23 protein-coding genes, 2 tRNA genes and 1 pseudogene are annotated in these 25,406 nt (G+C 39.6%); 5 read left to right on the top strand and 21 right to left on the bottom strand.

The window, feature by feature from the left end:
• Positions 1–10 precede the first annotated feature (10 nt).
• From ATS71_RS11030 to ATS71_RS10975, 12 genes are all read right to left on the bottom strand, one after another.
• Positions 11–86, bottom strand: a tRNA-Lys gene (locus ATS71_RS11030).
• Between the two features lie 171 nt (positions 87–257).
• Entirely contained in the window at positions 258–1,007 is a 750-nt protein-coding gene (ybgF, locus tag ATS71_RS11025; protein ID WP_058404869.1) for a tol-pal system protein YbgF, read from the bottom strand.
• Positions 1,008–1,020: 13 nt separating this feature from the next.
• Positions 1,021–1,563, bottom strand: coding sequence for a peptidoglycan-associated lipoprotein Pal (gene pal / locus ATS71_RS11020; protein WP_058404868.1), 543 nt, complete (start codon positions 1,561–1,563; stop codon positions 1,021–1,023).
• 34 nt (positions 1,564–1,597) lie between these two features.
• Positions 1,598–2,956 carry a Tol-Pal system beta propeller repeat protein TolB gene (tolB, locus tag ATS71_RS11015; RefSeq protein WP_058404867.1) on the bottom strand — a complete coding sequence of 453 codons (1,359 nt, stop codon included), beginning with the start codon at positions 2,954–2,956 and terminating at the stop codon, positions 1,598–1,600.
• 9 nt (positions 2,957–2,965) lie between these two features.
• Entirely contained in the window at positions 2,966–3,892 is a 927-nt protein-coding gene (gene tolA / locus ATS71_RS11010) for a cell envelope integrity protein TolA (RefSeq protein ID WP_058404866.1), read from the bottom strand.
• A gap of 4 nt (positions 3,893–3,896) precedes the next feature.
• Complete coding sequence (gene tolR, locus ATS71_RS11005; RefSeq protein ID WP_006794474.1) at positions 3,897–4,325, bottom strand: protein TolR; 429 nt, start codon at positions 4,323–4,325, stop codon at positions 3,897–3,899.
• Positions 4,312–5,016 (bottom strand): protein TolQ, encoded by a 705-nt coding sequence (gene tolQ, locus ATS71_RS11000; protein WP_058404865.1) that lies wholly within the window; start codon positions 5,014–5,016, stop codon positions 4,312–4,314. The genes tolR and tolQ overlap by 14 nt, the downstream gene beginning before the upstream one ends.
• Before the next feature lie 1,156 nt (positions 5,017–6,172).
• Complete coding sequence (gene ruvB, locus ATS71_RS10995; protein ID WP_058404864.1) at positions 6,173–7,180, bottom strand: Holliday junction branch migration DNA helicase RuvB; 1,008 nt, start codon at positions 7,178–7,180, stop codon at positions 6,173–6,175.
• 7 nt (positions 7,181–7,187) lie between these two features.
• Positions 7,188–7,793 carry a Holliday junction branch migration protein RuvA gene (gene ruvA / locus ATS71_RS10990; protein ID WP_058404863.1) on the bottom strand — a complete coding sequence of 202 codons (606 nt, stop codon included), beginning with the start codon at positions 7,791–7,793 and terminating at the stop codon, positions 7,188–7,190.
• Between the two features lie 2 nt (positions 7,794–7,795).
• Positions 7,796–8,320, bottom strand: a complete 525-nt coding sequence (gene ruvC / locus ATS71_RS10985) for a crossover junction endodeoxyribonuclease RuvC (RefSeq protein ID WP_008131991.1) — start codon at positions 8,318–8,320, stop codon at positions 7,796–7,798.
• A gap of 130 nt (positions 8,321–8,450) precedes the next feature.
• Entirely contained in the window at positions 8,451–10,952 is a 2,502-nt protein-coding gene (locus ATS71_RS10980) for an ABC transporter permease (protein WP_058404862.1), read from the bottom strand.
• Positions 10,942–11,655: an ABC transporter ATP-binding protein gene (locus ATS71_RS10975; RefSeq protein WP_058404876.1), complete on the bottom strand. Its 714-nt coding sequence runs from the start codon at positions 11,653–11,655 to the stop codon at positions 10,942–10,944. Before ATS71_RS10975 ends, ATS71_RS10980 begins: the two co-directional genes overlap by 11 nt.
• Between ATS71_RS10975 and ATS71_RS10970 the strand changes: the two genes are divergently transcribed.
• The 3 genes from ATS71_RS10970 (at position 11,656) to ATS71_RS10960 (ending at position 13,575) form a co-directional block, all read left to right on the top strand.
• Positions 11,656–12,279, top strand: coding sequence for an arylesterase (locus ATS71_RS10970; protein ID WP_058404861.1), 624 nt, complete (start codon positions 11,656–11,658; stop codon positions 12,277–12,279).
• Between the two features lie 111 nt (positions 12,280–12,390).
• Positions 12,391–12,467: transfer RNA gene (locus tag ATS71_RS10965), tRNA-Pro, on the top strand.
• 523 nt (positions 12,468–12,990) lie between these two features.
• A complete protein-coding gene (locus ATS71_RS10960) occupies positions 12,991–13,575 on the top strand; it encodes a hypothetical protein (RefSeq protein ID WP_058404860.1) in 585 nt (194 codons plus the stop codon).
• Between the two features lie 146 nt (positions 13,576–13,721).
• On the opposite strand, the gene ATS71_RS10955 is transcribed toward ATS71_RS10960, so the two are convergent.
• Positions 13,722–13,970, bottom strand: a complete 249-nt coding sequence (locus ATS71_RS10955) for a hypothetical protein (RefSeq protein ID WP_008132014.1) — start codon at positions 13,968–13,970, stop codon at positions 13,722–13,724.
• Between the two features lie 104 nt (positions 13,971–14,074).
• Positions 14,075–15,712: a hypothetical protein gene (locus tag ATS71_RS10950; RefSeq protein WP_058404859.1), complete on the bottom strand. Its 1,638-nt coding sequence runs from the start codon at positions 15,710–15,712 to the stop codon at positions 14,075–14,077.
• 241 nt (positions 15,713–15,953) lie between these two features.
• Between ATS71_RS10950 and ATS71_RS10945 the strand changes: the two genes are divergently transcribed.
• Complete coding sequence (locus ATS71_RS10945; RefSeq protein ID WP_058404858.1) at positions 15,954–16,865, top strand: M14 family metallopeptidase; 912 nt, start codon at positions 15,954–15,956, stop codon at positions 16,863–16,865.
• Positions 16,866–16,950: 85 nt separating this feature from the next.
• On the top strand, positions 16,951–17,388 hold the full coding sequence (locus ATS71_RS10940) for a hypothetical protein (RefSeq protein WP_058404857.1): 438 nt from the start codon (positions 16,951–16,953) through the stop codon (positions 17,386–17,388).
• A gap of 28 nt (positions 17,389–17,416) precedes the next feature.
• On the opposite strand, the pseudogene ATS71_RS19040 reads toward ATS71_RS10940, so the two are convergent.
• The 7 genes and pseudogenes from ATS71_RS19040 to ATS71_RS10910 all read right to left on the bottom strand — a co-directional run.
• A pseudogene (locus tag ATS71_RS19040) lies at positions 17,417–18,042 on the bottom strand (FixG Ig-like domain-containing protein); the annotation flags it as partial.
• 1 nt (position 18,043) lies between these two features.
• A partial coding sequence (locus ATS71_RS19035; protein WP_442960123.1) for a 4Fe-4S dicluster domain-containing protein occupies positions 18,044–18,795 on the bottom strand: 752 nt, incomplete at its 3' end.
• A 151-nt stretch (positions 18,796–18,946) separates the two neighbouring features.
• Positions 18,947–20,338 carry a sigma-54 interaction domain-containing protein gene (locus tag ATS71_RS10930; RefSeq protein ID WP_058404856.1) on the bottom strand — a complete coding sequence of 464 codons (1,392 nt, stop codon included), beginning with the start codon at positions 20,336–20,338 and terminating at the stop codon, positions 18,947–18,949.
• 86 nt (positions 20,339–20,424) lie between these two features.
• Positions 20,425–21,729: an ABC1 kinase family protein gene (locus tag ATS71_RS10925; RefSeq protein WP_058404855.1), complete on the bottom strand. Its 1,305-nt coding sequence runs from the start codon at positions 21,727–21,729 to the stop codon at positions 20,425–20,427.
• Between the two features lie 81 nt (positions 21,730–21,810).
• Positions 21,811–22,365 (bottom strand): DUF1439 domain-containing protein, encoded by a 555-nt coding sequence (locus ATS71_RS10920; protein WP_058404854.1) that lies wholly within the window; start codon positions 22,363–22,365, stop codon positions 21,811–21,813.
• An 88-nt stretch (positions 22,366–22,453) separates the two neighbouring features.
• Entirely contained in the window at positions 22,454–25,135 is a 2,682-nt protein-coding gene (locus ATS71_RS10915; protein WP_058404853.1) for a DUF349 domain-containing protein, read from the bottom strand.
• Positions 25,125–25,406 (bottom strand): YeaC family protein, encoded by a 282-nt coding sequence (locus ATS71_RS10910; RefSeq protein ID WP_006794492.1) that lies wholly within the window; start codon positions 25,404–25,406, stop codon positions 25,125–25,127. Before ATS71_RS10910 ends, ATS71_RS10915 begins: the two co-directional genes overlap by 11 nt.

Here is a 25,406-nt window from a genome sequence, read left to right as displayed (position 1 = left end):
ATTTTAAAAATGGTGGGTCATGATGGATTCGAACCATCGACCAATTGATTAAAAGTCAACTGCTCTACCAACTGAGCTAATGACCCGCTCTTTTTGCAACATTTTGAGTGGGGTAACCATTCGTTTGCTGCGGGCGCTTATAATACTTATTTATAAAATGAGTGCAACCGAAATTGTCTCTTTTTTTAAGTTTTTATGCCTAGTTGACCAATTTTAGACCGCTTATGACAAAAAGCAGTCTAATCAAGCTGATTCAATTAATTAGATAGGCGATCTGTGGCTAATTTTGCAGCCGTTGTACTTGGATACTGTGTAACAAGTTCGTTAAGTATTTTTAACGATTCATCTGTTGATCCTTGCTCTTTTAAAAGCGTACCTAACTTTAACATGGCGTCTGGGCGTTTGTTTGAATTTGGAAATTCGTTCACAACCACTCTAAAGTGCTCAACCGCTTTAACTCCATCGTTTTTAATTGTTAATAATTGACCTAACCAATAATGTGCGTTTGACGCATATACAGACTCTGGGTAGGTTGTTAAAAACGTTTGAAATTCTGGAATAGCTTGATCGTAACGTTTATCTTTCATTATAAGCGCAACAGCACGCTCGTAAGCCTCGTTCTCAGACAAATCACTGCTGTATGCTTGTGAATCATTAGGTTGTGCGTAGTCGGTCGCAGGCACAGCAGTAGGTTGAGAGTAAGCTTGGCTAACGCGGTTTTCAATCTCTTGATAAAGCTCACGCTGGCGCTGAAGTACTTTTTCCAGTTTATAGCTTTGCTCTTCCGTCACACCACGAATTTGACTTACTTCATCTTGAAGTAAATTAAGTTGCTGTTGTAACTCGGCTTGCAAGAAATTACGCGATTGCATCATACTTTCTAACGACGCTAAGCGCTTCTCAATACTTGACTGTGAACTCGCAGCTTCTGAAACAGGAGCGGGAGCAGCCCATAACTGGGTGCTCCCGCTCAATATCATTGCTGCCAAAATAATTTTCGGCTTCATAATATCTCTTATCTTAGTAGACTAATACCGCACGGCGGTTTTTAGCGAAAGCTGATTCAGTACGTGATTTAACCATTGGCTTTTCTTCACCGTAGCTCACTACTGACATTTGGCTTGCTGATACACCCAGGCTTAGAAGGTATTTTTCAACTGACTGACCACGGTTTTCACCTAGTGCAATATTGTACTCTGGCGTGCCACGCTCATCGGCATGACCTTCAATTAATACTTTTACCGATGGATTTTTAACTAAAAAGTCAGCATGTGCGCGAAGTAAATCAGCATATTTGCTTTCAATTGTCGCTTTATCAAAATCAAAGTAGATTACTTGCTCTTGACGAAGTGCTTCGTATTTTTGACGAAGTTGTTCTTCAGCACGTTCTTCAGGAGAAATAGTTGCTACTTCAACTGTATCGTTGCTTGTTGTTTGCTCAACAGCCGTTTGATTAGATTGGTTTGCAGCACCTTCGTCGATATCTGAAGACGAGCTACAAGCTGCTAATGTCATTACTGGCACAGCAATTAGCAGGCCTTTAAGTATTTTATTAAGTTGCATTGAGTAGATTCCTATTTTGAGTAAACCAGTAACATTACTGTAAATATGGCGACCAAGCTGGTGCCTTTACTTGTCCGTCTAGCACAGGTAATCGTGCTTTAAAGCGGCCGTCCATCGATACTAACGCCAGTACCTGTTTGTTATTATGGAGCGTGCTGTATATTATCATCGAGCCGTTTGGCGCTATACTCGGTGATTCATCTAGGCGAGTTCTTGTTAAAACTTGAAACGCGCCAGAAGCTAACTCTTTTTTAGCAAGATGGTAGCTACCGTTCGTACGATTAACCATCACTAATTCTTTACTGTCAGGCGTAACTGACCCTGCAAGATTCATATCGCCATCAAACGTTAGGCGTTTAGATCTGCCAGTTTTTAAATTTAACTTATAAATCTGAGCATTACCACCCCTTTCCGAGGTAAACACTATATCTTGCCCATTTGGGTACCAAGATGGTTCAGTATCTATGCTACGGTGGTTTGTTAAGCGGGTTTCTTTACGTGTTGCTAGGTTTAACAAGTAAATCTCTGTTGCACCTGTTTTATCTTTTGAAAGTACCAGTAAAAGCTCTTTACCGTCAGGTGAAAACTGCGGTGCACCGTTAATCCCAGGATAGCTAGCTACCACTTCTCGCTTGCCTGTATATAAATCTTGGATATATATTTGGCTTTGGCGATTTTCAAACGTTACGTAGGCAAGCTTTGTACCATCTGGCGACCACGCAGGCGACATTAACGGCTCTTTGGAGCGCAAAAGCACTTGTTCGTTAAATCCATCGTAATCAGCAACAACGAGTTGGTAAGGCTTATCGTCTTCATCACGTACGATTACATAGGCAATTTTAGTTAAAAATGCCCCTTTTTCGCCTGTCAGCTTTTCGTAAATCACATCACTTATGCGGTGTGAGTAGCGGCGAAACCCACTTTCTGAAATGACGCTTTCTCTGGCCTCTAAAATGTGATCTTGGCTTTTTACTAATTGCCCATTAGACATCATTTGTGTATTGCCACCCGTTATTTGACCACGAATTACATCCACTAATTCATAACGGACCAAATAACGACCATCGGTTTGTTGTTCAACCTGCCCAACTAGAACGGCCTCAACCCCTTTATTAACCCATGCAGCGTAATCAATTGCTTTGTCTTCACTTGGTTGTTGTGGCATTTGCGTAACGTCAACCGGCTTAAACTTACCGCTTCGAACTAAATCAGCTGCAATCACATCGCTTAGTTTTTGCGGTATTGGGCCTATTCCGGTGTATTTAAATGGCACAATAGCAATAGGTCTGGCACCGTCTACACCTTCAGTAATTACTATTTCAAGTGCAGCATTTGCGATGCCTTGAAACCCTAGTAGCAATACTACACAGGCTACTTTTAGTTTATTGAACATATCATTCCTTTAAAATTCTGGCTTGATTGTTAGGTTAATATTTTTTAGTTGGTCAAACACGTCTCTATCTTTCGATACAGGTAATGTGTCAGCCATTCGTACCGCTCTGAGCGCTGCTTCACATACTAGCTTATCACCACCTAAAGACTTAACTTGCGTAACTAAACCATTAAAGCCAAGGCGGATATTAACTCGACATTGTTGGTTTTTCATTTTTTCATCAATTAACAAGTTTTGTTGAATGCGCGCCATAATCAAAGCTCGGTATTTGTCAACTTCACTTGCCACTTGTTGCTGGCGTATTTTACTACGTGCAGCCTGCTCTTTAGCAAGTTGTTCTTGTAATATTTGTTCTTGTAATGCTTGCTGGCGCTTACGTTCAGCCTCGGCTGCGCGCTCTTTAGCCTCTTGCTCACGCTTCACACGTTCAGCTTCTGCCTTTTTAAGTGCTTCTTCTTCAAGCTTGCGCTTATCTGCCGCCGCTTTAGCTGCTTTTTCGGCCTCTTGCTTTTGCTTTTCTGCTTGCTTAGCTTTAGCACGCTCTTTTTGCTCTATCTCACGCGCTTTTTTGGCTTGTGCTTCGGCTTGTGCCTTTTCTTTCTCTTTGGCCTTGCGTTCACGTTCAAGCTTTTTGATATTTCGAGCCTCAGATTCACGTTGCTTGCGAGCCTCTGCAGCTCGGCGTTCTAAATCTCGTATACGCTTATCTTCAGCACGCTTTTTGTCTTTTTCTTTTTTTTGTAGCTCAGCAATTTTTTGCTCCACCATTTTTTGATCAACCGTTACCGCCGAAACCGCTTTTTCGGGGTCTGGTATGGCCGTATTTAACGTCACTTCCATTACTTTAGGGGTTGGTGCATGAATGTTAGCTGACGCATACAACAAACCGCCCAAACCTAAATGCAATACCACCGACTTTACTAATGCACTACTCATTCAGTTAATTCCCCTCAAAGGACTCAGTCATCAATCCTACTGACGGCACACCTGCGTTTTTCAAAAAATCCATTAGTAATAGCACTTCTTGATACGAAACCTTGCCAGAACCTTTGATCATTACCGGTACATCTGGGTTTTTCATTAATTGCAATTTAATCACTGCCGCTACATCAAGCGCTTCCATTGGCTCTTCTGGGTCGGTACCTACGCTAACGTAATACTTACCTTCAGCATCAATTGACGCAATAATCGGCGGCGTGTCTTTAGTATCAACTAAATCAGATTCTTCCATTTTTGGTAAATCTACTTTAACACCATGAGTGATAAGTGGCGCAGTCGCCATGAAAATAATCAACAGCACCAACATTACATCTATGTATGGTACTACATTGATTTCTGCAACGGGGCGACGCTTTTTACGATGATACATTCGCTTGTGCCTCTATTTGTGTAGCTGCTTGACGGTGCAAAATATTAGCAAACTCTTCCATAAAGTTAATGTAATGAGACTCAAGTTTTTCAACACTATTAGAAAAACGGTTATAGGCGATTACAGCAGGAATTGCAGCAAACAAACCCATTGCCGTAGCAATTAGAGCCTCTGCGATACCTGGAGCAACCATTTGCAATGTAGCTTGTTTTACTTCGCCCAATGCAATAAAAGCATTCATAATGCCCCACACAGTGCCGAATAAACCAATGTAAGGACTTATAGAGCCAACTGTTGCTAAAAACGACAAGCTTGTTTCAATTTTTTCAATTTCACGTGAAAGCGCAACACGCATCGAACGATGTGTACCTTCCATAACAATACTGGCGCTTTGAAATGTATTTTTTTTATGACGAGCAAACTCTTTAAAACCAGCTGTAAATAACGCCTCAATACCATGAGACTGAGCACTACGAGATGAAATTTCGTTGTATAGTTTACTTAAATCAATGCCTGACCAAAACTTTTGCTCAAACTTTTTAGCATTTGAAAGCGCATCAGAAATCGCTTTTTTACGTTGAAAAATAATAGCCCACGACATAACTGACATAGCTACTAGCCCTAACATTACTAATTGTACAAGCAAACTGGCTTCTAAAATTAGATCCAAAAAATTAAGCCCTGATCCCACATTAAACTCCTAAATAGTATCAAAATACGTCAATTGTAATGATTTGTGCAATTATGACCGCAACACAGGTCATTTAGTTGCATCTAGTGTATCGAGTCAATTTAAAACTAACAACGGTATTGCTATGAATAGCCAACAAAAAACGTTAAAAATCGGCGATGTAGTTCATTTTTTACGCCTAGTTATGTAAAAACTTATTTAAATAATATCAATGCCTACATTGAACTGAGTAATTATATAAATAAACATCATAAAACACGGCATTTATTCAAAATCAATGCATAAACACGCAAAACCACATTCATATTACCAGCCAGAATACTAAAACTAATACCGAACAATAATACAAAAATATACTTAAGTACCATATTTCATTAACTTATAAAATAAATGATTATTTAACAAACAAATTACAAACTACAATAAAACTAAAAGCATTACTTTTTTTAATCCGAAAAAACAAATTTTCTAGTTTGAACAATTTTTGGATATTCCGTATTATTATCCCATACCGAGCTAGCGCACTAAATGAAATTGTTTCATTAGGTCCTGTTCTAAGTAATATGATTTTTAATCGTATTACATTGTTTTACTCTATTTGGATAAAACCTAACAGTGTAAAACATGGTTCCCCCAGATTACTTCCTTTAACTTGTTGTTAGCCCGCATTATTTGCGGGCTTTTTTTTACCTGAAATTTGGTTTAATCCAAAAATTTTACTGCTTCGCGAAATGTTGTTCATTAAACACTCAACTTCACGTTAAAATTAGGCGCTTTTAGTCGGCGTTAACAATATTGAATTTTATGAAATGAACAATAGCCACATAAGCCTTAACGCCCTGTGAATTGTTGGTTAACCTCAACTCTGGATAATAAATCTATCTCAAGCAGCTATTTTCTGCGCAAACTTAGTTGAAGTTACTTGCAATAGCCTAGCTATTGACGCGTAAATCCGCCTTGTTTTTACTAAAAATCTCTGGCTAGAGAAAATAAATTTAAATATCAAGATGATTCAATACGTTAGCAAATCTCTTAACCAAAGTTCAGGCTAGTTAATGATAAAGCAATGCACTTCTGGTAGTTAAAAATACGTTATAAAAGGAAGTTCTCTTGCTAAAAGTAATTTTTAGCAAGAGTTTAGGAGAGGTTTTTAAAATTAGTCTTTTTTAGGTAACAAGCCAAAATGATGGTACGCATTGTCAGACACAATTCGACCGCGCGGTGTTCGCTGAATAAACCCTTGCTGAATTAAAAACGGTTCAATAACATCTTCAATGGTTTCACGCTCCTCACCAATTGCAGCAGCTAAATTATCGAGCCCTACTGGACCCCCCATAAACTTTTCAATAATAGCAAGTAGGTATTTACGGTCCATGTAATCAAAACCGCTTTTATCTACGTCAATCATGTCAAGCGCTTGTTGCGCAACCTCTGCGTTTACAGTGCCGTCGGATTTGACTTGCGTATAGTCTCGCACTCGGCGTAATAAGCGGTTAGCAATACGTGGGGTGCCCCGCGATCTTTTCGCTATTTCACTTGCGCCATCGTCACACATTTCTAAATCAAGATAATGGGCTGAACGGCCAACAATGTGGGATAAATCTTCGACTGAATAAAATTCTAAGCGCTGCACTATGCCAAAGCGGTCACGGAGTGGCGACGTAAGTGACCCTGCACGAGTTGTAGCCCCAATTAACGTAAACGGTGGTAAATCTAACTTTATAGAGCGCGCAGCAGGGCCTTCACCTATCATTATATCAAGTTGATAATCTTCCATTGCAGGGTAAAGTATTTCTTCAACTTGCGGGCTTAGCCTATGTATCTCATCGATAAACAGCACATCACCTTCTTCAAGATTAGTAAGTAGTGCCGCTAAATCGCCTGCTTTTTCAAGTACAGGCCCTGAGGTGGTTTTAATATTTACGTTTAACTCGTTTGCGACAATATTAGCTAAGGTGGTTTTACCTAAACCCGGCGGTCCAAATATTAATAAATGGTCAAGCGCCTCGTCGCGGCTGCGTGCAGCTTCAATAAATATTTCCATTTGCTGCTTAACATGCGGCTGACCTCGGTAATCAGCCAACAGCTTTGGCCTAATTGCTCGGTCAATCGAGTCTTCGTTTGTTTTTTCAGTCGCATCAATTAAGCGATCCGCTTCAATCATGGGTTACTCACAACATCGATTTTAAAGATTCTTTTATAAGAACCTCTGTAGACATATCTGGTTTACTGACCGATTTTACCGCCTTTTGCGCCTGAGGCAATTTATAACCTAACGCAACAAGTGCCGCGGCTGCATTATTAGCGACTAATGTATCACTATGGGGTTCTATTACTGCACTGTCGCTAAACGGTGTAAATAAATCATTGCCCCAGTCTTTTAAACGGTCTTTCATTTCAAGCACTAAACGCTCAGCGGTTTTTTTACCCACGCCCGGTAATTTCACCAGCGATGTGGCATCTTCATTATTTACACAACTGACGAACTGCTGCGCCGACATCCCCGATAAAATAGCGAGCCCGAGTTTTGGCCCTACCCCGTTTGCTTTTAAAAGCTCTCTGAATAATGCGCGTTCTGTTTTATTGTTAAAACCAAACAATAACTGCGCATCTTCACGAACTACAAAATGAGTATAAACAATCGCGTTTTCACCCACTTTTGGTAAGTCGTAAAAACAGGTCATTGGCATTTGTACTTCATAACCCACACCGCTTACTTCAAGTAAGATTTCGGGAGGTTGTTTTTCAACTAAAATACCATTTAAGCGGCCGATCATTGTTATTTCCTTAAGCGTCCTCTAACGGTTTTGCTTGCGCTACCCGCTAGTTTGATTAAATTTTGTTCTGAGTGTGCATGGCAAATAGCAATTGCTAATGCATCTGCAGCATCGGCTTGGGGTGTACCCGGTAATTTTAAGATATTTTTTACCATATGTTGTACTTGGCTTTTGTCTGCACCGCCGTTACCTACCACGGCTTGTTTAATTTGCCTTGCTGAATATTCAAACACAGGTAAATCTGCCATTGCAGCACCTACAATGGCCGCACCACGAGCTTGGCCAAGTTTTAACGCTGAATCGGGGTTATGAGCCATAAACACTTTTTCGATAGCAAACGTTTCAGGCGAAAACTGCTCTACAAGCTGAGTTATGCCCTGATAAATCATTTTAAGGCGAACCGGAAAAGGATGATCGGCTAATTTTATACACCCACTGCCCAAATAAGTAAATTTAGCTCCTTGGTGGGCAACTACACCGTAACCAGTCAAACGCGATCCAGGGTCGATCCCTAAAATAATGGCCAAGTAACATTCTCGTTATTTTTATTGTAAATTAGGCTAATAATGCCAGAGCACTGTATAAAATACCAGTACCAAGCAAAAACAAAAATGCTCGCATATAAAGCGAGCATTTTTAAAACAAAATTAACTAGTTTTACCCCAAAGCGCGTACTAGTCCTTGGGTATTTTGTTTAAGGGTACGGGCAATCATTAAATAACCTAACCCTGCTACAAATAAACCACCAGCAAGCGGGCCTATAATCCATATATGTGGATGAAGCTTGCCCGAAAGTTCAAACATTTGTTGCTGCACAATTAACAGTGCTAAATCGCTAAAGAATGCAGCAACTAAACCAGCTAATCCGCCTAATAATAAAAACTCGTACAAAGTCGCATTTTTAATTAAACGGCTTTTAGCGCCTAATGTTCGCAGAATTACAATTTCTTGCATCCGTTCACCCAAGCTCGCTTGTACTTGCGAAATAAGTACTAGCGCACCACATAAAACAACAATGGCAAGTACAAAACCAATCGCGAGTGAAACTTGAGATATGGTGGTTTGTATTTGCTTTACAAAGTTATCTACATCGATTGCTGTAATTGTTGGGTAGGTACGTAATAGTTGGCTAAAGTCACGCTTTTGCTCAGGTTCTATCCTAACCGACGAAATATACGTTGCCGGAAAATCTTTAAGTACATCTGGGCTGAGTATAATAAAGAAGTTAGGTTTAAGCGTTGCCCAATTCACAGTACGAACGCTGGTAATTTTAGCATCAAACGACTGCGCGCCAATTAAAAAGGTAAGCGTGTCGCCTATTTCAACATCAAGGCGCTCTAACATTGACTCTTCAATTGATGCTTCAGCCACTGCGTTTTCACCAAACCACTCGCCTTGTATTATTTCGTTTTGAGCTGGTACATCTTTAAGCCATGTTAAATTTAGCTCACGGCCAATACCTGAACGCGCTTCCTCGTCTTTTTTCTCATTGTCTTGAAGAGAGACCTCACGAGCAACCAACTCGCCATTTACCGCATTGACCCGCCCTCGAATCGTTGGGTAGAAGTCAGACACTAAAATGTCTTTTTCAGCGAGGTAGTTATTAATTGGCTCAAGATCGTTTTGTGTAATATTAACTAAAAATGCATTTGGCGCATCGCTGGGTAATTGCGACTGCCAATCGGCAATCATGTCATTTTTAAGCACAACTAAAAACAGAAGCAGTTTAATGGCTAACGAAAAGCTAATAAGTTGAACAGCATTTACATTGGCGCGTTTTTGAATAGACGCAATGGCCAACGACCAACTATTACCTGGTTTTAAACCCAGTATTCGGCCACCACCAAAAATAAGCTTCGATATTAAAAACAACACGCCAATTAAGGTAAGTGTGGTTATAAATAAGATAAGCGTTATTTTTATATTGTTACTAAATAACCACATTAACAAAAACACGGTCAATGCACTCATACCCAAATGCACACGGCTTACCGCTAATTTGTCGCCTAAGTTACGGCGCAACACCCTAAGCGGCGGAATATCGAACAAGTCAAACAAAGGTTTAATAGAAAACATAACGGCGCAAATTACACCCGTGCTAATTGCCACAAGCCAAGGTTTAAACCCCCCCATGGGTAATTCTGTGCCCATACTTTTTGATAAGTACCCCGTCGCTATTTCTTGCAAGCCGTAACCAATTAGCAAACCGATGCTTACTGCCATTGCACAGACAAGCAATAAATGAAGCATATAAATTTTTCGGATCATTGAGCGGCTACCGCCCAATGTTTTCATCATTGCAACAGGGTCGTATTGACGCTCGCAATAACGTTTAGCTGATACAGCAATAGCCACTGCAGCTAAAATGATACCGAGTAAACCCGCCAACAATAAAAAGCTCTCTGCTCGATTTAAACTATTAGAAATAGGTGATTGGCGGTCTTTTACGCCATACCATTGTTGGTTTTCTTTCATTTGTGGTTTTAACCAGTCATAAAAGCTGTTTATGTCGTCTTCACTACCTGCATAAAGCTGGCGGTAAAAAACACGACTTCCAGGTTGAACGACCTCAGTTTTGGGCACATCTGCAATATTTATTAAAACACGGCGGCTACTTGAGAACACATTAAATGGCGCATCGGGCTCTTCTACTATAACTTTTTCAACATTGAATAACGCCGCACCTAGCTCAACTTGCGAACCAACATCAATATTGAGCGAGTAAAAAACAGACTCACTAAGCCATACGTTACCTGGCCTTGGGCCAGCATTTGCAATAATCGTTTCACCCGTTAATGTATTTTTTACCTTAAGCTGCCCTTTCAACGGGTATGCATTTGACGCAGCTTTTACTGAACTAAATTGCATCTCGTCGTTAGCAAATAACATGGTGTCGAAGTACACCATTTGCGCGGTTTGTAAATTTTGACTTTTGGCTTGCTCAATAAAAGCGGTATCAATAGCATGGCTACTTGCAAGAACTCGGTCGGCGGCAATAAATGCACTGCTTTTTTGGGCGATGCTTTGTGCTATTCGCTCTGTAACCATAGACAACGTGAGTACTGTTAATACCGCCAAAGCAATCGCTGCACTAATTACTGTTAGCTCACCTCTGCGAAATTCTCGCGCAAATAATTTAAGCGCTAATTTAGCCCACATCTGCAACGTCCTCGACTTCGCTTTTAACAAGCAACCCTGCTTCTATCTGGATAATATGCTCACATTTTTGAGCGAGTCCTTCATCGTGCGTCACTAAAATGAGCGTTGTACCGTGTTGAGAATTTAAGTCGAACAACAGCGACTCAATCATTTTTCCGTTTTTACTGTCTAGGTTCGCTGAAGGCTCATCAGCAAATAAAATTTTGGGTGTCCCAATAAAAGCACGTGCAATAGCAACACGCTGTTGCTCACCACCCGAAAGCTGAGAAGGGTAATGATCTGTTCGATGGCTTAGGCCTACTTTTTCAAGCAAAGCAAGTGCCTGCTCCTTAGCATCACTTTTTCCCGCTAATTCAGCAGGTAACATTACGTTTTCGAGAGCGGTTAAGCTTTGCACCAACATAAAAGACTGAAATACAAAACCAATTTTAGCGGCACGAAGTGCTGCACGTGCTTCCTCATCTAAATTATGTAGCGGCTCACCGTCTAAAAATATTTCGCCATTACTCGCAGTGTCTAAGCCTGCCAGTAAACTTAATAAGGTAGATTTACCTGACCCGGACGTACCAACAATAGCAACAGACTCACCATGCTTGACATTAAAGCTGATGTCGCTGAGGATGGGCAACTCACCTTCAAAGGTAGTTACTATTTTAGACAAACCATTAACTTGAATTATATTTAATTGAGAAAGCGCTGACATATGACTCATTCAATCCTACGTTTAGTATTCATTTTATTTTTAGTTATCAAACCGCAGAGTGCGGCAGCCGACAACACGATTTTAATACTCGGTGACAGTTTAAGCGCAGCCTATGGCCTTCAACAAGAGCAAGGCTGGGTAAAATTGTTACAAGATAAGTACAATGACGAGCAAGCCGACATTGCACTTGTAAACGCCAGCATTAGTGGCGAAACCTCTGGTGGTGCATTGCGCCGTTTAGATGCATTACTTACTCAATACCAACCAACTCATGTGCTTATAGAGCTTGGTGCAAACGACGGTCTTCGCGGCTTTCCGGTAAACAAAATGCAGGCTAACTTAACTGAACTTATACAAAAAAGCCAAGCAGCTAATGCAATGACCGCACTGATGGAAATTTACATTCCACCTAATTATGGTCCCCGCTACAGTAAAATGTTTACAGATAGTTTTAGCCAAATCAGCGAAGAAACTAATACGCACTTACTAAACTTTTTTATGCTCAATATCGCCGATAAACCAGAGCTAATGCAAAACGATGGGCTACACCCTAACAAAAAAGCTCAGCCGTTGATACGAGATGAGATGTACGACTCGATCAAAACTTGGTTAAATAAAGACTAGCTTAAATAACCAAACTTAAGTGAGCTTTTTAGCTCACTTGCCTAATAAACACTCAAACAAACAATCGCTTATTGATTTTTAAAAAAATACACGTACTATTGCACTCAACGTCGGTATGTAGCGCAGCCTGGTAGCGCACTGTCATGGGGTGGCAGGGGTCGAGAGTTCGAATCTCTCCATACCGACCAATTCATAACTCCCTCTTTTAGTTTATAAAATAGTCACCAACAGGTATTCACCTGAAGATTAAACACACACTCTACTTTTTAAAAAATATATTTAGTTAAAAGGCATTCTAAACAACAGTTTAAAAACGGCCTATTACGTCTAAAACCCAGACTTTATGCTTTCCTCGCCTGCTTGATAGGTCAAAGTATTTTAAAAGCCACCTTAAAAATCGATATTTTGCTAGACGCAAATTGCCAGCTTAATAAACCTGCAAAATAATAAACCTCTTCTTGATTTAAAAAGCGCATTGAAGGCACTAAATCTTACTTTAAATAAGTTGCTATTCGCTTTTAACTAATTTGAATGACAATGAACGCTCTCAATTTTAAAAATGTAACAAGCACAGCTAATGCCAAACATTTACCTTACCTAAAATCCACACAAAACCTTTAACTATAGTAAAGAAAACAAATAACGCTGCACACTTATTGAGCATTTTGTTTAATTAACATATTATGGGGTTTTATTTTTACGGTGTTGAACATGGACTTTTCAGCTGAAGAATTAAACTTTATCTCTGACTTATTTAAGCCAGAAGATCAGGAAGTAAAACCAAATCACAAGCTTACTTTACAAAGTAGTGTACCCGCAGGCATTGCGCACCTATTGAGCAACGCAAGCTTAACGCTATTAGCAAAAGTTGCGCACTATCAATTATGGTTTCCGCTTGATTTAAAAATAGATCCCTCTGGGGTTATTAACCCTGTATTAAGTGCGCCTGAAGTCATTGATACTAAAGGCACACAGCGTAGTTGGCGTTGGAGCCAACTCAATATAAAGAGCGAGGGTTTTTATATTGAGTCTATATCTAGCACTGGCATATTTTTAAAACCTCTGAAAGATAACAGTCGCTTAGGTAGTATGAAAAATGTGCAGTTTACACTGCCAAACGAAGAGTATATTTCAATTGATATAGAGCCTATTAGGCAAAATAAGTCAGGAATGGCTGCAAAAATTACGCGTATTAATAGCGGAAAAGAGCAGTTAAGAACCTATCTATTTGAAGAGCATAAACGCCAATACTCGGCACTTTATGAAAATGGTAAATTAGTTAACGAAATACGTTGATATGTAAGTTATGCAGTAAATGTCTATATTTATTTCGTCTAAGTCGGTTTCTTAATTTTTATATTTTTTAGCCTTGCTTGATGTTTCAACTCATTTTAATTTTGGCAAAAAAAAGCGCTGTACAGCGCTTATTGATTTATATTTGATTAGTGTTTGGGCTTTACACCGTTACGTACCATATCTTGCCCATTAGTAAATACATCTTCGGTGATACCGCGGGCCAATAGTAGTTGCTGTTTATCATCAAATACGGCAATAAAACGGGTACCGTCTGAGTTTTTAGTCGCCATACCTACACCCGATACCCCTTTTAACCCATAGCCACCACTTTCTATTTCGAGTAAAAAAGCTTCTAAGTCTGCTAAGTTGTCGATTACATCACTTTCGTTATTCATGTTAAAACTCTTTCTATCTCTCTTTGCTTTTAGCAAAGTGGTTATACGTTATATCGGTTATTTTATAGAGCTGGTACTTAAAATCCAAATATTTAATACTCAGACTAAAACGATTCGACCACCAGCAATAAATTACTCACAGCGCAGCCGAACTGTTTGGTGCTTATTCGGTCGTAGCGTGTATCAGCATTTGCGTTCAAGCTAATTAAGAACTCATCTTGCTGAGCAACTGCGCTTTGCTCTTGGGCAAGGCACATGGCTTGGGTAAGAGACCGTAATTTTGCATCCGTTAATATGCTCCCAAAACGCTGAACTGGTAAAGGCGGTATTTTTATTGAGGGCAATTTTTTCCCCAATGTGCGCTCGCTCAAAGTAAATGAGTTATTGCTAACATCAATCACACTGCCAGCAGGCCAGTATGAATAACGGTATTCCTGAAGTTTTGAATTTGTATTTTGCTCAGGGATATGCACGGCAATCTTTGTTGTCTCGGGAGTTAAATAGACCACACCATTTTCACCTACGACCGTCATTAGATTACCTTCAGGCGATTTTATGGCGACCAAAGCGGTATTCTCGTCTACACCAAAACCATACTGTGATGTAGCTTTACTGTTGCTTAAAGTGTCAATCATCATGGCCAATTTAAAAGTGTTGTTTTGCTCACTAAAGTGCGTACTTAACACACCATAATTAAACGTTGCTAAGCCCTTTTTAGTGGTCAGGGTTTCCCCTTTTAGTACGTTTGTAATCGTTGCGTTTTCATTTGTAATTAAGCTATTACCTTGTATGGCGCTCCCCTCTCCTATTCCCACAATAACCGGGCTTGTTATAAGTGAATTTGTCCATGGGTAAGGATCGTTTTCATCATTAAATAAAACGCTATGCAATAACGCAGCATCGCCGCTATGGTACATAACCCCCGTACTGTTTTTTATTAATGTGGTTAATGCAACTACTCCACTTTTACACAAGCTGTATTCGGTTTGAGTTTGCGAAGGATACATTGACTCTCGGTTATACACTTGCATAGTGCTGTTTCTTAGTAAAGGCAGTTGAGCGCACCGACCTGTGGTTATTGCCTTTGCTAGTGCAGGCGTTAATGCAAGCCACTTGGCACTTATTTCTGACTCTGCCAAAAAAGATGTTGCCAGTTCAGCATACGCGTAGGGATCACGACGCGCCGCAGTAATGACAAGCATGGTCGGTTTAGCGCTATTTACTTTTAGGCTACCCGTAATAAATTGTAAAATATCATTATTTTTATATCGTGGAGTCTTAATTGCTTTACTATTTATTTTGTTATCATTTTTACCTTCTGACACTTCGAGCATATCGAACACATAATTGTATTCATGCACTGACAATCGTTGTAATTGCTCGTTATTTACGTCACGCCACTGCCACAGTAAGTTTTGCTTTGAAACATGTTCGGTTCCATTTTTGTATAATTGGCTCAGCACTTCCAGTGTTGCTTTTTTATTATTAAGATTACTTGTTGGCCAATGTTGTGCTACCTGCTCTATTTTATTAACCGTGAGCGAGTATATATTGCGAATTGTATTTTTAACCTGCTCACAACTATTAGACGAACCACCTGCGCACATTTTTGGTTCTGAACCCAATAATATTAGAGTTTGACTTTGTTGTTGAGCGGCTAAATTAAGCGAAAATACAGCGCTTATTAGTGTAATAAGCGATGTTAATAGCATGTGTTTATTCAATAAAATTTGGTTGCTCATAGTAATAACCTTAAAAGTGGCAAAAAAGCGCTGCAAGCTTATCAGTTTATTGGCTTAGGCTAAATACCTCGTTAATATAACTAATCGTGTATTTAATTCGCTTTTCTCTATTACAGCTTTGGGTAAGTTTTTTAGGACGTAACTCAATTATGTCGATATATCGCATTAACTTGCAGGCTATTTTAGTCAGCGTTAAGCTAGCGCTTTATTTAATTAAATATTGATATTCCAAGGCTTTATAATGACTGACAGCACATACCCAATTGGCACACCCGGTACTAAATGGAACGACAGCGACAAAGCACAATGGCTAGCAGGGCAAGTTATAAAGCGTAGCTATCAAGATGAAGTGCTAACGCTAATAAATGAGCTTAAAGGCACATTAACTGTTGAGCAATACGGTGAGCTTAATTACAACGATGGCTGTTATCCATTGTACGCACTACAAACACCTAATTTTGATGATGCCAAACCAACGGTTTTAATTACCGGTGGCGTGCATGGCTACGAAACTAGTGGCGTGCATGGCGCGCTTAGATTTGCAAAAACCTCTGCTTTAAATCACTCACATCATTTTAATATAGTTATTGCTCCCTGTATTAGCCCTTGGGGGTATGAAACAATTAACCGCTGGAACCCAAACGCAATAGATCCTAACCGCTCGTTTTATGACAATAGCCCAGCACACGAGTCGGCTGCGGTAATGGCCTATGTAAAATCATTAAATCTTGATTTACTGGCACACATTGATTTACACGAGACAACCAATACTGACAACAGTGAATTTAGGCCAGCGCTTGCAGCACGTGAAGGCACAACTAATACAAATTGGAATATTCCTGATGGGTTTTATTTAGTTGCCGACAGTAAAAAACCAGAGCCAGAATTTCAAAAAGTGATTATTGAGGGCGTTGCAAAGGTTACGCATATTGCACCAAGCGATGAAAACAATGCATTAATTGGCGTACCGCAGGAACAATTTGGTGTTATCAACTATGCTGCGCGCGAATTAGGTTTATGTATGGGCTTTACCGATGCACCTTTTGTAACAACAACAGAAGTATACCCAGATAGCCCTAGCGCAAACAGTGAGCAATGTATTTTAGCGCAAGTGGCTGTTATAAACAGCGCGCTAAACTATTTAAATAAGTAGAGCTAGTTTTTTGTTGCTACGTTAATTAAATGTGTGATTTATTGAGCGTAGCAAAAATTTAATAAAAAATAATAGAGAGCACACATTGAAATTGGATAAAAATAAACACCATGATTTTTCATTAAATAATGACTATGGCAACGTTAATTTTTCTGTTGATAACAACATCATTGTTGCAGAGTTTTCAGGAAGCATCGATACAGATTTATTGAGCACTTTTGGTGAAAGACTCATTAGCACTACAACTCAGTTTAATAGCAAGCCTTGGGGCTACATTAGTGATTCAAGGAACGTATTAGCAGCGACGCCTGAAGCTGAGCTATTACTCACTAAAATTGGCCAAAAAATGCAATCTGCAAATTGCATTATTAGCGCTTTTGTAATGACATCTGCTATTGCTATAAGCCAAATGTCACGAGTTCTGCAAAGTGTTGGCAGAGATAGCTCTAAATGTATTTTTAGTGATATTACAAGTGCAAAGCAATATGTTAGTGAACACCTTAAAAACAGCCAAGCGGATTAATCACTTAATCAACTTGGCGATTAATTACTTAGTTTTTATAAAACTGACTCTCTTTGGTAATGGTAATACTCGCATCCTCCTGCGCAGTAACTACAAATCGTAATTTACTCACTTTTTGTTTAATGTCGTATCCATCTGCAGTCACTGTTACCGGTATCCTTTTCATTAAACCGGGTTGTACAAGCGTAAGCTCAGGACTTTGAAGTGTTGCGCTTGGTAATCCTTCAATAGCAATAGTGTAATGCATAGATTGCTGTGTTTTATTTATAATGGTCAGTGTGTATGGGTTTTCGACTAAGCCCTCATAGTTTACTCTGTAAAGTGCATTTCTATCACGAAGTACAGAGGCCTCTATGGGTGTGCGCTGCACCATCCATGCAAACATAGATATAATAAGCAATGTAGTCAAAGCACCATAACCTACCAGTTTTAGCCTAAATGGGTTGGTTTTTTTACCCTCCATTTGTTTTTCGCTAGCGTATTTAATTAACCCTTTGTCGTATCCAAACTTGGTCATTGTGTCGTCACAAGCATCAATGCATAAACCACAATTTATACATTCATATTGCAAACCATTTCTAATATCAATACCCGCTGGGCACACTTCAACACATAAATTACAATCTACACAATCACCTAAATTTAGTGACTTTGNTCGGCTTTACGCTTACGTGGCCCGCGGCTTTCTCCTCGCTCTGCATCATAAGTAACCACTAGGGTATCTTTATCAAACATCACTGACTGAAAACGTGAATACGGGCATGCTATTGTGCACATTTTTTCTCTTAAAAACCCAGCATTGCCGTACGTACACCCTGCGAAAAAAAGCACCCAAAAGGTGGTAATGCCAGACCAATCAAATGTAAGCATCTCTAAATATAAACTTTTAGCCGGAATGAAATAAGCCATAAAAGAGGTCGCCGTTAAAACAGAAATAACTACCCACGCGATGTGTTTAGTTATTTTTTTACGCCATGTGCTTAATGTCCATTGTGTCTTATCAAGTTTTATACGTTGATTGCGTGTCCCTTCTATACGTTGCTCAACCCAGGTAAACATCAACATCCATATTGTTTGCGGACAAGTATAACCACACCAAACTCGACCTAGCCAGTTAGTGACAAAGAATAATGCAAATGCTCCCACCATAAAAAGCATCGCTAAAATCATAAAGTCTTGAGGAAGAAGTGTTAAGCCGAATATAGTAAAGGTTTGTGTGGCTACATCTAACAGTACAGCCTGCTGCCCGTTATATTGAATCCATGGAATGGCAATAAACGTTAGCATTAGTAACCAGCCTAAATTGCGGCGTATTCGTTGGAAAAAGCCTTTTTGCTCGCGAATATAAATAGGCCCTGAGTTATAGGGCTTAATGATCATATCTTCTTCTTTAATATCAAACTTCATTTTGCTTACTTAATTATGACGGATGTTAATTAAGTATTTGCAACTTTCAGACCAAGCTGAAAGTTCACTTATGTTATTGATATTAAATTATTTATTAATTTAGCCTTATTTTATATTCGCGATATAAAGCGAAAATCGCTATATATCGCGATTATTTTCTAATACCTAGCTTTCGCATTTTCGAGCGAAGTGTACTTTCAGGTAAACCTAACTTAATTGCAGCGCCTTTATTACCTGAAATTTGCCAGTTACACAGTATTAAAACACGTGTTATGTGCTGTTTTTGCGCCTCATCGAGAGTGAGAGATGAATCCATACTAGGCGTATTTTCACCACTAAGTGGTTGATTAAGCTGTAGTACAGGTTGTTTAGATAAGATTGCTTCGCGTTCTAACACATTTTGCAGCTCTCTAATATTACCGGGCCAATCATAGGCTTGAAGTTTAGTAATAGCTTTTTGAGTCAAGCCTTTTAGCTGCTTACCTAAACGTTTATTTAATTGCTGTATTAAGTTGCTGCATAGAAAAGGGATATCTTCTTTTCGCTCTCTAAATACATTAAGCCGATAATATAAATCTATTCTAAAACTGCCCTTTTGTACCATCTGCCATAAATCGCGGTTTGTTGCCGCAATAACCCGAATGTTAACGTTTAAGGTTTGACTACCGCCTACTCGTTCAAACTCTTGCTCTTGCAGTACTCTGAGTAGTTTACTTTGTGCCTCAAGGGGTAACTCGGCAATTTCATCTAAAAAAAGCGTGCCTTTATCGGCTAGTTCAAATCGACCTTTGCGGCGCTCGTTTGCTCCTGTGAATGCGCCTTTTTCGTGCCCGAATAACTCAGATTCCAATAAACTTGGTGTAAAAGCAGCGCAATTTACTTTAATAAAAGGGTGTTTGCTACGGGTGCTTAGTCTGTATAAGTTACGGGCTACTAGCTCTTTACCGGTGCCATTCTCACCCAAAATAAGTACCGTAGTGTCGGTTTCACTGACTAGTTTTATTTGCTCCAGCATATTTTGAAACACGTGACTTTGCCCTACAAGTCCAGAGTCTTGCCAGTCTTGATTTAGCTCTGCAATCAAATAATTGTTTTCGTCTTTTAATTGCTCGCTTAACTGCTTTATTTTTATAAGTGCATTTTGTAAGTCACTTTGTGTTTGTTGCTGCTGCGATATGTCACGAAATACTGCAACAGCACCAATAAGTTGGTTATTTCGATACACTGGGGTGGATGTATATTCAACGGCAAATGAGCTACCGTCTTTGCGCCAAAATATTTCGTTGTTTACTTCTCGGCGCTTACCATCAAACATAGTGCAGTAAATTTGGCACTCATCGGCAGGGTAAGGTGTGCCATCTACGCGAGTATGATGATGATATTGGTGTATTTTTTTTCCTAATAACTCATCGGATTTCCAGCCAGTCATACGCTCTGCTGCTGGATTTACAAATACAGCGTTTCCAGATAAATCAAATCCGTATATTCCCTCGCCAACAGCATTAAGTAGTAACTCTGGATCGTTTAAAAATTGCTTTATCATAACCACACCTCGCGAAATATCACGAGTATTATGACAACTTTAACAAATGACTGCACCTGTAACTTTCCAAAGTTATTTACCCATTTTTATGAGTAGTGGCTAAAAAGTCCTCGTACATCTATTTTTGCGCCCAAACGCGCCGCAATTAAATACAAGCCTGCAAGTTTTCGGTGTATGAACAGTGCATCGACAGGTGGAGTGTGCCACTGCTGTGATTGGGCGCTGAGTTCAAGCCCTGCGTTTTTAATTTTAAGTGCCAGCTCGCTGTTTTTAAAATCAAAATTACCATTATAACGAAGAGGTTCGCATGCCATTAAAAACAAATCTATGACATTGTTTTTATAGTCATCCAATATGTCATCTTTAAAATAACCAATTTTCGATGCTGCGTTTAATACGCCCTCTCGGTTATTTTCGCTTCCTGCCTTAAATAGTGCCAAATAAGCAGAACTCAACTCATTTGATATTTCTCGTGTTGCACCAAAATCAAATAAAACGATTTTTTGTGTATCTGATTGATAATGAAAATTAGCAAAGTTGGGATCGGTTTGAATAAGTTTAAACTCAAACATCTCTTTAAAAAACAAATCAATTAGCTGCTCAGCAACAAAACTCTGCTGGCTTTGTGGAAGTGCTGTGATGCGCTCTATTGGTTCAGCGTTTACATATTCCATAGTCAGTACTTGCTTCGTACTATGGGCAGTGTAAACATTGGGCACCTTAAAATTAGTGGTGCCTTTAAGCGCGGTTTTATAACGTATTAAGTAATCAGCTTCTCGCAGGTAATCGGCCTCAGCAAGCAACTGGGCTTTAGCCTCGTTAACTAGGGGTTTTATGTCGAGCTCTTTAGGTAGTAAGCGCGATAACGTTAACAACGTAATAACGTTATCTACGTCGCTTACAACACTTTTTGCTATACCCGGATATTGAACCTTAACTGCGAGCTTATCGCCATTTTCTTGATACGCTAAATGCACTTGCCCTATAGAAGCGGCTGCAAAAGGTCTGAGCTCAATGTGAGAAAAACGAGAAAGCCAGTCATCCCCCCATTGTATTTTAAGTACTTCAACCAGCTGTTTATGAGGCATTGGATTTGCATCTGAGCGCAGCAGCGCAAGCAACTGGGCAAGCTCAGGGCTTAGCAAGTCACCGGCATCCATAGATAACAGCTGACCTAATTTCATTGCTGCACCACGAAGGTGTGATAACTGGACGGCAAGTTTTTCAATGTTTTTGGGCTGCAAAAGTAAACGTTTGTTATCCCAGCCTTTGCCTGTTAACGCACTTTTTGCGCCATCAACCAGCATATTGCTAGCAACCCCTGTTGCCAACGAACCTAATTTTGCAAATCGAGAAAGACGAGACGTGGGCACATTACGCGGTGCAGCCATAATTTTTATAACCTGATTAGCCTGTAAATAGGCTAATTAGTACGATTAATTGAGGCTGGTCGATCTACTTAGTCTGGTTATTTATAATCGAGGAACCAGTTTAATTGCGCCTTGTGCTACTTTCATATCGAGTGGTAATTTGCTCAATAGCATCATTTTAGGGTCATTCATATTTAGTGTGTATACAGGGTTATTTGCTAAAAATGTATTAATTACATCCATTGCTTGATCGTCAAGCGCGCCAATGTTGCCTCTAAAACCACCCGCATCAACGCTTGACCCCAATAATTTTACATTACGTAAAAACACCGCTTTTTTCTCGCTGTCGTAGTATGGGCTCCCTTCTATTTGAAGCTTTAAACGAATTGGGTATTTAAGTGCAAAAGCGTTAATTTCTGCGCTAGAGTCGGCACCGAGTACAACAACATCGCTATTATTAGGCCCAATATCAACACTTAAATCATTAACGTTGAGCTGAACAGGTAGCCCCATCAGTTTTACTTTCTCGCTAAGTTTAGGGAGCTGTTGAGCCAGTGCGCTTTCTACTTCAGCATTTGTAAATGAATATACAGATACACCTTGTGTGCTATTACAGGCGGTTAAAAAAAGTGTGGTAATAAGTAGTAAAATTCTCATAGTGAGCCCTTTATTTTATTGTATATAAAAGGCCGCTATTTGAGCGGCCTTTTAACGTTTTTATCAACAGTTGGAGTAACGTTGATGATTAAGCTGCAAGTGTCGATTTTAGTCGTGCTAGTGTCTCAGGTTCAACTGAACCGTTACTGAGCGCGAGTAACTGTTTTAAATAATAATTTAAATCAGCATGATCACCACGATGTTTATCATCAAGCATAGCAACTTGCTCTGCCATTCTAAGAGATGCATTTGGCGAACTCACATTCGCTAAAATTTCCATACGCGTTATGAGCTGCTCTACATTTAGTGATGTTTTTAAAGTTGCTTGATACTGAGCCGGTATTTCTTCATTATTTTGAAGTGCACTAAGTAATGCTTCTAAATTAGCTTGCTCTGATTTAGTCATAAGCACTGACACTTTTTCATCAATAGCCTTTAGCAATGCAGCCACCTTTGGTGCAAGCGTTCTAAACTGTGCATAGCCCTTAACCTTAGTTTCTAGATCATGAAGTTGCGCACGCTGCTCCACCGCCTCTAATGCCGCTTCTAATTCAGCTAGTTCTGCAGCGGCTTGTTTATCAGACTCATTTTGCTCAAGCTTTTGTTGCTCAAATTCGGTACTGCGCTTACTAAATGCTTCATCGTTATACTGACGAAATTTTTGCCACAGCGCATTTTCGGCTTTTAAACCTGCAAAACCAATAGTTTGCCATTGCTGCTGCATTTGCTTTAAGGCTTGGCAAGCACTTGCTAAATCGTCACTTTGCGATAGTTTCTGGGCTTGTTCAACTAAATCATTTTTAAGTGCAGCATTACCTTTATGAAACGCATTTAATAAACCAAGCACCTGTTGTTGCTCGCTTTTATAGCGATCGTTTAATACTCGATATGTTTTAGGGTCAACTTTTACTACACTGCGCCATGCTTTATTTAGCTTATTGTATTGGCTTTCAAACTGTTTCCAATCAAAGCCATCTTCACTGGTTGGCTCTAAACCAAGCGTGTGCATATCTGTAATTATGCTTTCACGTTGCAACTTCGCTGCATCGCGTTTCTCTTCTTGCTCGGCAAAGTAACTACGACAAGGTGCAAACAATGTTTCTATATGTTCATCGAACTGAACACCTTGTTGTTTTTCTTCGTCTGTATCTAAACGCCCAAGTTCATTCCAACGTGTGCGTAACATTTTTACTTGTTCGGCACGCTGTTGTGGGTCGGTGCATTCTTGCTCAGTTAGCTGAGTTACTTCTTCTAGTAACGCAACACGCTTCGGTGCAGCAGCGTATTTTTGCCAATCTTTTGCATCGGCAAGTTGTTGCTCTAGCTCTGCTTTAATATTTTCAAGCGGTTGCTGGTAGCGTGCTGTTAATGTATTAAATAGCTCTTCAAAACCTTTAAATACACCAAATGCCACATTAAACCGGCCTTCTTCAATTAAGCGCTTAACATCACGAGCTTTACGCTTTGCCTGACTCTGATTTTTTTCAAGCGGTTTAATTAAGTCATTCATTAATGCTAAAAATTGCTTTTTATGTGCATTTAACTCCGCTTTAAACTTACCTTGTAATGTACTATCTAAAATAGATAAATGCCCACGAGTCTCTTTAAACGCTTGATTAAAAGCTGAAAGAGTTTCGTCATATTGCTCAAGGGTTTGTGCTGGTTCAATTAGTTTTAAAGCGGTTAGTGCCTCTTTGTATTGCGCAATAGCAGTTGTTAGTTCAGGTAATTTGGCCACTTGAGAAAATAAACTCTCAAGCTTTACGATTACCGCTTTAGACTGTGCGTTGTTTTCAAGCTCAGTCTCTGTGATCGCTTGTTTTGCTTGCGCTACTTTAGCGTCGAGCCAATCTTGTTGAATTTGCTCAGGGGTTTCTAAACCAACCTGAAGTGCATTTTCAATTTCATCGCTTAATGCTTCAAGCGTTGCTAATGCAAGTAATTGTCGCTGTTTTAATGCTAAAAGTTGCTGCTCTTTATCGTGCTCGGTTTTTAGTTGAGCGATATGTGTGTCAAGCTTGCTGGTAATAGCGATGTACTTTTCATCTAGCGCTTTTATCCGTTCCGTTGTTAGCCATTTAAGCTCTAATGCTTGCCATTGAGCCATTAATTCAGTAGCCCCAGGGTTTACAATCGCAAAGTCTGTTTTTTCACGTAATGCATTAAGTTTGGCTAAAATAACACGCGTTGAATTTTCAACTTCTTGTGGCATTTCCTTAGCAAAACGTTCATTTTCAATATGCGTATCAAGGGTGGCTTTTGCTTCCCCTTTAGCGTGTTTAGCAAGTGGTTTGGTAAGCCGATGGTTAATAACTAACTCAATTAACTGCGCTTGTAACTCTTCGCTGCCCTCTTTGAAAGCTTTTTCAACTAATTTTGGATTTGCTAAACGCTTAAGTAATTTAACGCGAACATTTAGTTCTTTCTCTGCAAACGCCAGTTTTTCTAATGTTTTTACAGGAGCAAAGCGCTCTATATATTCACTTTTAATTTGCGGTGTCAGTGTGCTTTCGCTATTTAAAACGGCATTTGATATTTGCTGCTCGGCAATATCTTTTAGCGCTTGATCTTGTTTGTAGGCTTTCCACCACAGTGGTAAATCATTTACCTTTTGAAGCGCCTTACGGCGTATTTCTGCAGAGCTATCTTCTAATGCAAGTGTATTTAAAATACTTGCATCGCGCTGCGTGTCTAGCTTTTCAATTGCATCAAGACGAACCTGTTGCTTGGGGTGTTTCCATTTTGGCGTAAAAAGGTGCTTAAAGATCATGTTCACTAAACCTAGCTATTTCGTTGTCTGATTTGAATTCTTTTTGTAGTTGCGCTTTTGTCTTTTGGATCATTTCACCATTAGCACCAATCGTAAATTGCTCGTTCGATTGAGCCACCTTTGCTTGATACAACATAACCAACTGCACTGTTTGTTGCTTTTGCTCATCTGATAATACAGTGCCATCTGGCCATTTGCCTGTTGATGCACCATATTGCAAGCGTTCAAATAATTCTGGAGTTATATTTTCTACAAGTTTATCGATATTCAT

The sequence above is a fragment of the Pseudoalteromonas sp. H71 genome (assembly GCF_001468485.1).
Lineage (GTDB): Bacteria > Pseudomonadota > Gammaproteobacteria > Enterobacterales > Alteromonadaceae > Pseudoalteromonas.
The sequence above is the reverse complement of the archived record's forward strand: the minus strand, read 5'-3'. Positions and strand labels throughout refer to the sequence as shown.

What these genes read in the sequence shown, in the direction of transcription:
- ybgF (WP_058404869.1), bottom strand. Translation starts at nt 1,007, where the DNA reads ATGAAGCCGAAAATTATTTTGGCAGCAATGATATTGAGCGGGAGCACC.
- pal (WP_058404868.1), bottom strand. Translation starts at nt 1,563, where the DNA reads ATGCAACTTAATAAAATACTTAAAGGCCTGCTAATTGCTGTGCCAGTA.
- tolB (WP_058404867.1), bottom strand. Translation starts at nt 2,956, where the DNA reads ATGTTCAATAAACTAAAAGTAGCCTGTGTAGTATTGCTACTAGGGTTT.
- tolA (WP_058404866.1), bottom strand. Translation starts at nt 3,892, where the DNA reads ATGAGTAGTGCATTAGTAAAGTCGGTGGTATTGCATTTAGGTTTGGGC.
- tolR (WP_006794474.1), bottom strand. Translation starts at nt 4,325, where the DNA reads ATGTATCATCGTAAAAAGCGTCGCCCCGTTGCAGAAATCAATGTAGTA.
- ruvB (WP_058404864.1), bottom strand. Translation starts at nt 7,180, where the DNA reads ATGATTGAAGCGGATCGCTTAATTGATGCGACTGAAAAAACAAACGAA.
- ruvA (WP_058404863.1), bottom strand. Translation starts at nt 7,793, where the DNA reads ATGATCGGCCGCTTAAATGGTATTTTAGTTGAAAAACAACCTCCCGAA.
- ATS71_RS10980 (WP_058404862.1), bottom strand. Translation starts at nt 10,952, where the DNA reads ATGTGGGCTAAATTAGCGCTTAAATTATTTGCGCGAGAATTTCGCAGA.
- ATS71_RS10975 (WP_058404876.1), bottom strand. Translation starts at nt 11,655, where the DNA reads ATGTCAGCGCTTTCTCAATTAAATATAATTCAAGTTAATGGTTTGTCT.
- ATS71_RS10970 (WP_058404861.1), top strand. Translation starts at nt 11,656, where the DNA reads ATGACTCATTCAATCCTACGTTTAGTATTCATTTTATTTTTAGTTATC.
- ATS71_RS10960 (WP_058404860.1), top strand. Translation starts at nt 12,991, where the DNA reads ATGGACTTTTCAGCTGAAGAATTAAACTTTATCTCTGACTTATTTAAG.
- ATS71_RS10955 (WP_008132014.1), bottom strand. Translation starts at nt 13,970, where the DNA reads ATGAATAACGAAAGTGATGTAATCGACAACTTAGCAGACTTAGAAGCT.
- ATS71_RS10950 (WP_058404859.1), bottom strand. Translation starts at nt 15,712, where the DNA reads ATGAGCAACCAAATTTTATTGAATAAACACATGCTATTAACATCGCTT.
- ATS71_RS10945 (WP_058404858.1), top strand. Translation starts at nt 15,954, where the DNA reads ATGACTGACAGCACATACCCAATTGGCACACCCGGTACTAAATGGAAC.
- ATS71_RS10930 (WP_058404856.1), bottom strand. Translation starts at nt 20,338, where the DNA reads ATGATAAAGCAATTTTTAAACGATCCAGAGTTACTACTTAATGCTGTT.
- ATS71_RS10925 (WP_058404855.1), bottom strand. Translation starts at nt 21,729, where the DNA reads ATGGCTGCACCGCGTAATGTGCCCACGTCTCGTCTTTCTCGATTTGCA.
- ATS71_RS10920 (WP_058404854.1), bottom strand. Translation starts at nt 22,365, where the DNA reads ATGAGAATTTTACTACTTATTACCACACTTTTTTTAACCGCCTGTAAT.
- ATS71_RS10915 (WP_058404853.1), bottom strand. Translation starts at nt 25,135, where the DNA reads ATGATCTTTAAGCACCTTTTTACGCCAAAATGGAAACACCCCAAGCAA.
- ATS71_RS10910 (WP_006794492.1), bottom strand. Translation starts at nt 25,406, where the DNA reads ATGAATATCGATAAACTTGTAGAAAATATAACTCCAGAATTATTTGAA.